The organism is Acetobacterium sp. (assembly GCF_039830195.1).
In the GTDB taxonomy this organism is placed as follows: Bacteria; Bacillota; Clostridia; order Eubacteriales; family Eubacteriaceae; genus Acetobacterium.
Genome location: NZ_JBDODG010000022.1, coordinates 44,206 through 50,378, shown reverse-complemented (window position 1 = coordinate 50,378; position 6,173 = coordinate 44,206). Strand labels below are relative to the sequence as shown.

The 6,173-nt window shown below is 50.9% G+C and carries 4 protein-coding genes; 1 reads left to right on the top strand and 3 read right to left on the bottom strand.

Going from position 1 to position 6,173, the window contains the following annotated elements; genetic code table 11:
* Positions 1-24 precede the first annotated feature (24 nt).
* The 3 genes from ABGU93_RS07695 to ABGU93_RS07685 form a co-directional block, all read right to left on the bottom strand.
* Positions 25-3,015, bottom strand: coding sequence for an EAL domain-containing protein (locus tag ABGU93_RS07695; RefSeq protein WP_347412895.1), 2,991 nt, complete (start codon positions 3,013-3,015; stop codon positions 25-27).
* 25 nt (positions 3,016-3,040) lie between these two features.
* Positions 3,041-4,663 carry a diguanylate cyclase gene (locus ABGU93_RS07690; protein WP_347412894.1) on the bottom strand — a complete coding sequence of 541 codons (1,623 nt, stop codon included), beginning with the start codon at positions 4,661-4,663 and terminating at the stop codon, positions 3,041-3,043.
* Positions 4,664-4,855: 192 nt separating this feature from the next.
* A complete protein-coding gene (locus ABGU93_RS07685) occupies positions 4,856-5,278 on the bottom strand; it encodes a 4-vinyl reductase (RefSeq protein ID WP_347412893.1) in 423 nt (140 codons plus the stop codon).
* Between the two features lie 271 nt (positions 5,279-5,549).
* Between ABGU93_RS07685 and ABGU93_RS07680 the strand changes: the two genes are divergently transcribed.
* Entirely contained in the window at positions 5,550-6,032 is a 483-nt protein-coding gene (locus ABGU93_RS07680; RefSeq protein WP_347412892.1) for a MarR family winged helix-turn-helix transcriptional regulator, read from the top strand.
* The last annotated feature ends 141 nt before the right edge of the window (positions 6,033-6,173 follow it).

The following is a 6,173-nucleotide window of genomic DNA, read 5'->3' as shown; positions in this document are numbered from 1 at the left end:
ACGGTGGTGTGGGAGGTCGGCTGATCAATTAATGGTCAGCCTCCTACCCGATTGTGGCGCTTTTGTAAGCAGATTGTGGTTGTAAATCGCGGCGATTTCGGTGGGCTCCAGCGGTTTGCTGAAGACATAGCCCTGGATTCCATCGCAGCCGCTATTTTTGAGGATGGCCACCTTGTCCCACGCCTCGATGCCCTCGGCCATAATTTTTAAATTAAGGCTGTGAGCCAGCAGGATCAGGCTTTCAATCACCTTGAAGCGGTTGCCCTGCAAAAACTGATCGCTGATCGATTTATCCAGTTTTATTTTGTTGACCGGCAGATAGGTCAGGCAATTCAGCGACGAATAGCCAGTGCCAAAATCATCCAGGGCCACCGACAGGCCGGCCGCTTTAAGCGCTTTGAGAAACTGATCGGTCTGGTAATCATTTTCCATCAAGATGCTTTCGGTAATCTCGATCTCAATAAACCGCGGCTCGACGTGATGCTGTTGCAGCAGCGTGGTGATATAACTGACGTAATCTTTGTCGCGCAGTTGGCGGTTGGAAAAATTAATCGCCACCGGTTTTTCCGCCAGGCCTTGCTTGCGCCAGCGGACGATCTGGGCCACCGCTTCCCGGGCTACCCAGCGGCCGATCTCGCTGATCAGGCCGGTTTCTTCGGCCACCGGAATAAACTGATCCGGACCGAGACTATGTTCCTTGACTCGCAGCAGGGCTTCAAAGCCGCCGGTCTGGCCGCTGCGTAAATCCACCTGGGGCTGATAGACCAGTTTAAAACCATCGCATTTTAGTGCTGCCCGGAGCATCATCTCAATTTCGATTTTGCGGTTCATTTCCGTTTTCAGTTCCTGATGATAATACATAAAGTGGTTTTTGCCGCGGTTCTTAACCTCGTACATGGCCGTATCGGCGTTCATAATCAGCTGATCGATGGCACTGCTGTCCCGGGGATAACAGGAAATGCCCATGCTGATACTGATAAAAACCTCCCGGTTGTCCAGCATAAAGGCCGCATCAAAGGCCGCCAGGATCAGATTGGCAGCGCTTTCGAGCTCGGCCGGTTGGCATTTATCGGGGATCAGAATCAGAAACTCATCGCCGCCGAGGCGACCGACCATCATCTTGTCGTCAGCCATCGATTGTAGCCGGCCGGCAATCTGCTTGAGCAATTCATCGCCATAGAGATGGCCGAGGGTATCATTGATGCTTTTGAAATTATCTATATCCAGGAGCAGCACCGCCCCGCTGCGGCCGGCAGTCAGTTCTTTTTCGAGCTGCACCAGAAAGCTCATCCGGTTGGGCAACTGGGTTAAAAAATCATGTCGGGCCAGATGCCGGATCTGTTCTTCCTGAACCTTAAATTTGGTATTATCAAACAGGATCCCGTGTAACTTGCAAAAGCTGCCGGCTGCTGATTTGATCCCCTTGCCGCGGATCAGCAACCATTTCTGGTGCGGCTCGGGGCCCGCCGTCAGCACCTGAATGTTGATCTGGGTTGATTTTCCCTGGAGGTAATTACGGACTTCGGCAATCAGCCGCTCACGATGACCGGCCTCCAGGACGAGGTCCATCCAGTAATGGACACTGCTGTGATTACTGACGGCTTTATTGATAATCCGCGAGCAGTCACCGGCGAAATGGACCGTTTTGGACGTGAGATCCACTTCCCAGACGGCGCTGTTGGTGCCTTCAATGGCCAGCTCAAACTTCTGGTTCAGTTCGCCGACTTCGCGATCGTGCTCTTCCATCACTTCATATTGGCGCCGTAGTGCCCCTTCCACCGCTTCCAGTTCATCGTAGGTTATTTTAAGCTCGGCATTACTGAACTCCAGCGCTTTTTGGATACTCCGACGTTTCAGATTATCGTAGATCAGCAGCAGCGTCACCAGCGTCAGGACAATCAGCAAAATCGCCGCGGCCAGAATCAGAGTGCGGTATTTATCCAGCGGGTATTCGGTTTTGTTGATCAGCACCGCATTCGCGGGAATCAGTTGATCGGGAATCTTAAATTGCTGGATCAGCGCATAATCGAAAATATAATAATAGGGCGTCGCTTCAATTAACGCCAGCGATTCGACCGGGGTCCCGGAAAAAATATCCACGACCAGCTCGGCCGCGGTTTTTCCCAGGGCCCGGTAATCCACCATTTTTCCGCCCATCAACCCCGCACCGACCCCACCCACCGAGGCCCGGTAAACCGGGATCTGGGTATGCTGGTATAAAAAGGCCGCGGCTTTTTCAAACGCCATATATTCCCCATGCTTATCGGGATTCATATCGAGAAACAGCAGAATCGTCTCATCCCCCAGTTGCGCCAGTTCCGTGCCCAGCTCAGCAAAGCTGTAGTCCGGGGTATTGAGGGTGGTAAAGGTCAGCTCGGGAAAGTCCTGGCGGAAGGATTCAAACTGCAGGCGGTTGCCCTGACCGGTCAGGGTTTCATCGACAATCCCGACGACTCGGGTGGCCTGGGGGTTAAAGACCCGAGCGATGTCGAGGGTTTCTTTAATCGAGATCCGTTCCATGATGCCGGTGATGTAGGGATCAGCCGCCGCCTGTCGGGCCCGGGTTTCATCGTTTACACCTAAAAAAACAATCGGGGTCTGGGGAAACAGTTCGGTCTGATAATCGCTGACAAATTGGAGGGCATTGTCATCCCCCACAATCACGGCATCATAGGGTGGCAGATTGGCCAATTTAAATTTCAGGCTCTGATAAAAAACCTGCTTGTTTTCCGGGGTATCGAGGCGCTTGGTATCCATGTATTCAATTTCCAGATTGATCTGCTGTTGCTCAAAAACCGACTGAACGCCGGCAATCTGGTCAGGAACCGAGACAAAGCTCTCGCTGTAGGAGCTGATAAAAAGAACGGATTTTGCCTCCTCGGCCCGAACCAAAAAAGCCGGTCCGGCGAGTAGGCAGACTAAGAAGATGCTGATACAGATGAGCATCCTCACAATTAAGACGGGTTTGGCGGATTTATGGCTGGTCATTTTTTGATTTGGCGCTTGATAAGTCATCGACCCCTCCGTTAATAAAACCTCTTTATTTCACTTCAACGCGATTACGGCCCTTTTCCTTGGCCTGATATAAGGCCGTATCAGCCCGGGAAACGATGGTTTCCGGAGTCTTGTCGGTGGTATACGCCGACACCCCGAGGCTGATCGTGACCTGCCCGGCGGTGCTAAATGAATAGTCGGCAACTGCCTGGCGCAGGCGTTGCGCCAGCAAGGTGGCGTCGGCCAGGGTGGTATCCGGCAGGATAATCAGAAACTCTTCGCCGCCCCAGCGCCCCACCACATCGCCATCACGGACATTTTCATGAAGGATGGCGACCAGTTCAATCAGGACCCGGTCCCCGACCTGATGGCCGTAGGTATCGTTGACCAGCTTGAAATGATCAATATCTAGAATGATGATCGCAAACGGTAACCCACTGTCTTTTGACCACTCAAATTGCGTTTCCATGGTTTCGTCCAGTTTCAGACGGTTGAAGCTTTGGGTCAGCTTATCAGTGATCGACAGCCGCCGGATCTCTTCCTCCATGATTTTTCGTTCGCTGATATCCCGGCTGACCCCGAGCATCCCGACAAAGCGGCCGTCTTCGCTGTAAATCCCGGAAACCGTTGCCTCAGTCCAGACGGTGCTGCCGTCTTTGCAGGGTTGCTCCAGCTCGCCCCGAAAAACCTGAAACGGCAGACCATTCATCACCGAGTTGATGGCCCGGGTCAAACCCTCCTGCATATGAATCAGTGAGCCCGGACACAAGACCTCTTCGGCGCTCTGGGCCAGCACCTCCTCAACCGTGTAGCCTCGGAGTTTTTCCACCGAGGGGCTGACATAGGTGAACCGCCCCTCCAGATCCATGGTCCAGATCACATCCGCGGCATTGTCAGCCAGCAGCCGATGCCGTTCTTCACTCTGCTGCAATTTCGCTTCAATGGCTTTAAGATCAGTGATATCCCGGATCACACTGAGGGTATGGGGAATCCCGTCAATGACGATCAGGTTTGATGACACCAGACCAATATGCTGTTGATTGTTTTTGCCCAGAAAAGAAAATTCCAGGTTTTCGACAAAACCATCTCGTTCGAGATTCCGGATAAAGGTTTCCCGATGGCTGAGATCAAGATAAAGATCCGCGATATTGAACTCACCGTCGCTTAAATCGGCATCGGTGAATTTAGTCGCTTCCATAAAGGCCCGGTTATAGGCAACCAGGGTGCCGTCGGATATTTTGGTAATCACGGTAGCGTCGGGAATGGTCTGAAACACCATTTCAAAATGGGAGCGGGCTTCTTCCAAATCGTGAATCGAGGTCTCCAGTTTTTCGGTCATGCTGTTAAAGGCCTCGGAAAAATCGCCGAGAAAATGGACCCGTTGGGAAAAGTCGCCCGATGCAATGGTTTTGGTGATCCAGGTCAGATTCCGCAGCGACGCCTGGAGATTTTTGATCGAGCCCAGCACATAGCCCCTGCCTTTAATATCATGGGACAGATTGCCATTGCCCAGTTCAGCCGCAGCCGCCCGGATCGTTTTAAGGGTCTGATCAAGCTCCAGAAAGGTCTCATCATTGCTGACACTTTCCAGGGGGACAGCGCTGACGCGCAGGTCATTAAGTAGGGCTTTAAAATACTCTAAAATTGACCGAACCTCGTTACTGCTCATATTAGTATGTCAGCTCCCTTCTGTAGTGATTGTTGATGTTGTCTTGTTGCGTGCTTCGTAACGGCGCCCGATTAATGCCTAGCACTCAGGTTCTGCGGGCACAGCGATTGCTGTGGCGCTGAACCGACAGGTCCGGTCCCCGGTACACCAGCAGTCGACCTCTTTGACAATAAAGGGTTTACCGGAAAAACCTTACAGCAGCGCCGCAATAAAGCCTTCATCATAGGTACAGATCTCATAGCTGTCCTCCGGCAGTCCTGAGCAATCGAGATCTTCGGAGATGGTCAGTATTAATTCGCCTTTGTCCATATCCACCTGTTCAACCCGGAGGATGCCCATGCCCAATTCTTTGAGGGTCTCCTTCAACTGATTGACAAAATGGTTAAGATCATCGGTGGGGGTTATCATATGCTGATAAAAAGCCTGCCCCGCCAGCTGTCCGGCCTGATAAAAGATTTCATCGGTCTCTGTTGCCCCGACATGTTTTTCGATGATGTCTCTGAAGGTAAATTGCATCAGCCGATACACCTCCACCCGGGTGGTATTGCCCAGATTCGGCCGTCCGGCGCCAATATCGCCCAGCAGCTCCCAGGAAAATTCATATTTTCTTGCCAATGATGATCGCCTCCGCTTCGTGATCCGTCGTTACGGATGCCGCTTGTTTTGCGGCATCCGTAAATTGATTCTATTTCTTTATTTTACCACGTCGACCCGGGGGATTGTCAAGGTGCTTTAATTGGCATCACGGCTATTTTATCGAAAACCGGCGTTTTATTTTGCGCATGACGCAGCCAATTATTTTGTGAAAACGATTCTTATAAAAGTTGACTTGACAATTAAAAATTCTTTGGATAAAATAGATAGCATGCTAAGTAATGGAGGACACATGGATAAAAAAGTCTTTAATTTTGGGGGCACTATCAAACAATTGAACAATATTATGGAAATGCGCTTCAATCATTCTCTGAAACAATGGGATCTGACCTCATCCCAGTTTTCCGTGATTATGTATTTGTTAAAAAACCAGGATCAGGCAGTCATTCAGAAAAATATTGAGGAAGCCTTCCTACTTAAAGGGCCAACCGTGACCGGAATTGTTAAACGTTTGGTCGAAAAAGGTTTTATTGAACGAAGGATTGATGCTCAGGATCGGCGCATAAACCATCTGGTTTTGACAGCCCGGGGGCGGGAACTCCAACCCCTACTCTTTGCAGAAATCACTCGCCTCGAAGCCGAAACCCTGGAAGGTCTGTCATCTGATGATCTTGTTTTATTAGAGACGATCCTGCGGCAGATCCTTAAAAACATCACCACACCCTGTCAATCTGCCGATCCCTGCTTCATCCCCTGCCCCTCCACTGAAAATTAGTAATTGCCTTACTCGCAAACAACACACAACAATTGGTCGATGCGGTAGCGAAGGACAAACCACTCTTTTTTTTTGCAAAATTGTTCGCTGCAAACCGGCAGCGAAGCTCAAGACCGTATCGCAATGACCGAACCCGATGAT

Excerpts from the sequence above, each read along its gene's own strand:
- ABGU93_RS07695 (WP_347412895.1), bottom strand. The coding sequence starts at position 3,015 with ATGACTTATCAAGCGCCAAATCAAAAAATGACCAGCCATAAATCCGCC.
- ABGU93_RS07690 (WP_347412894.1), bottom strand. The coding sequence starts at position 4,663 with ATGAGCAGTAACGAGGTTCGGTCAATTTTAGAGTATTTTAAAGCCCTA.
- ABGU93_RS07680 (WP_347412892.1), top strand. The coding sequence starts at position 5,550 with ATGGATAAAAAAGTCTTTAATTTTGGGGGCACTATCAAACAATTGAAC.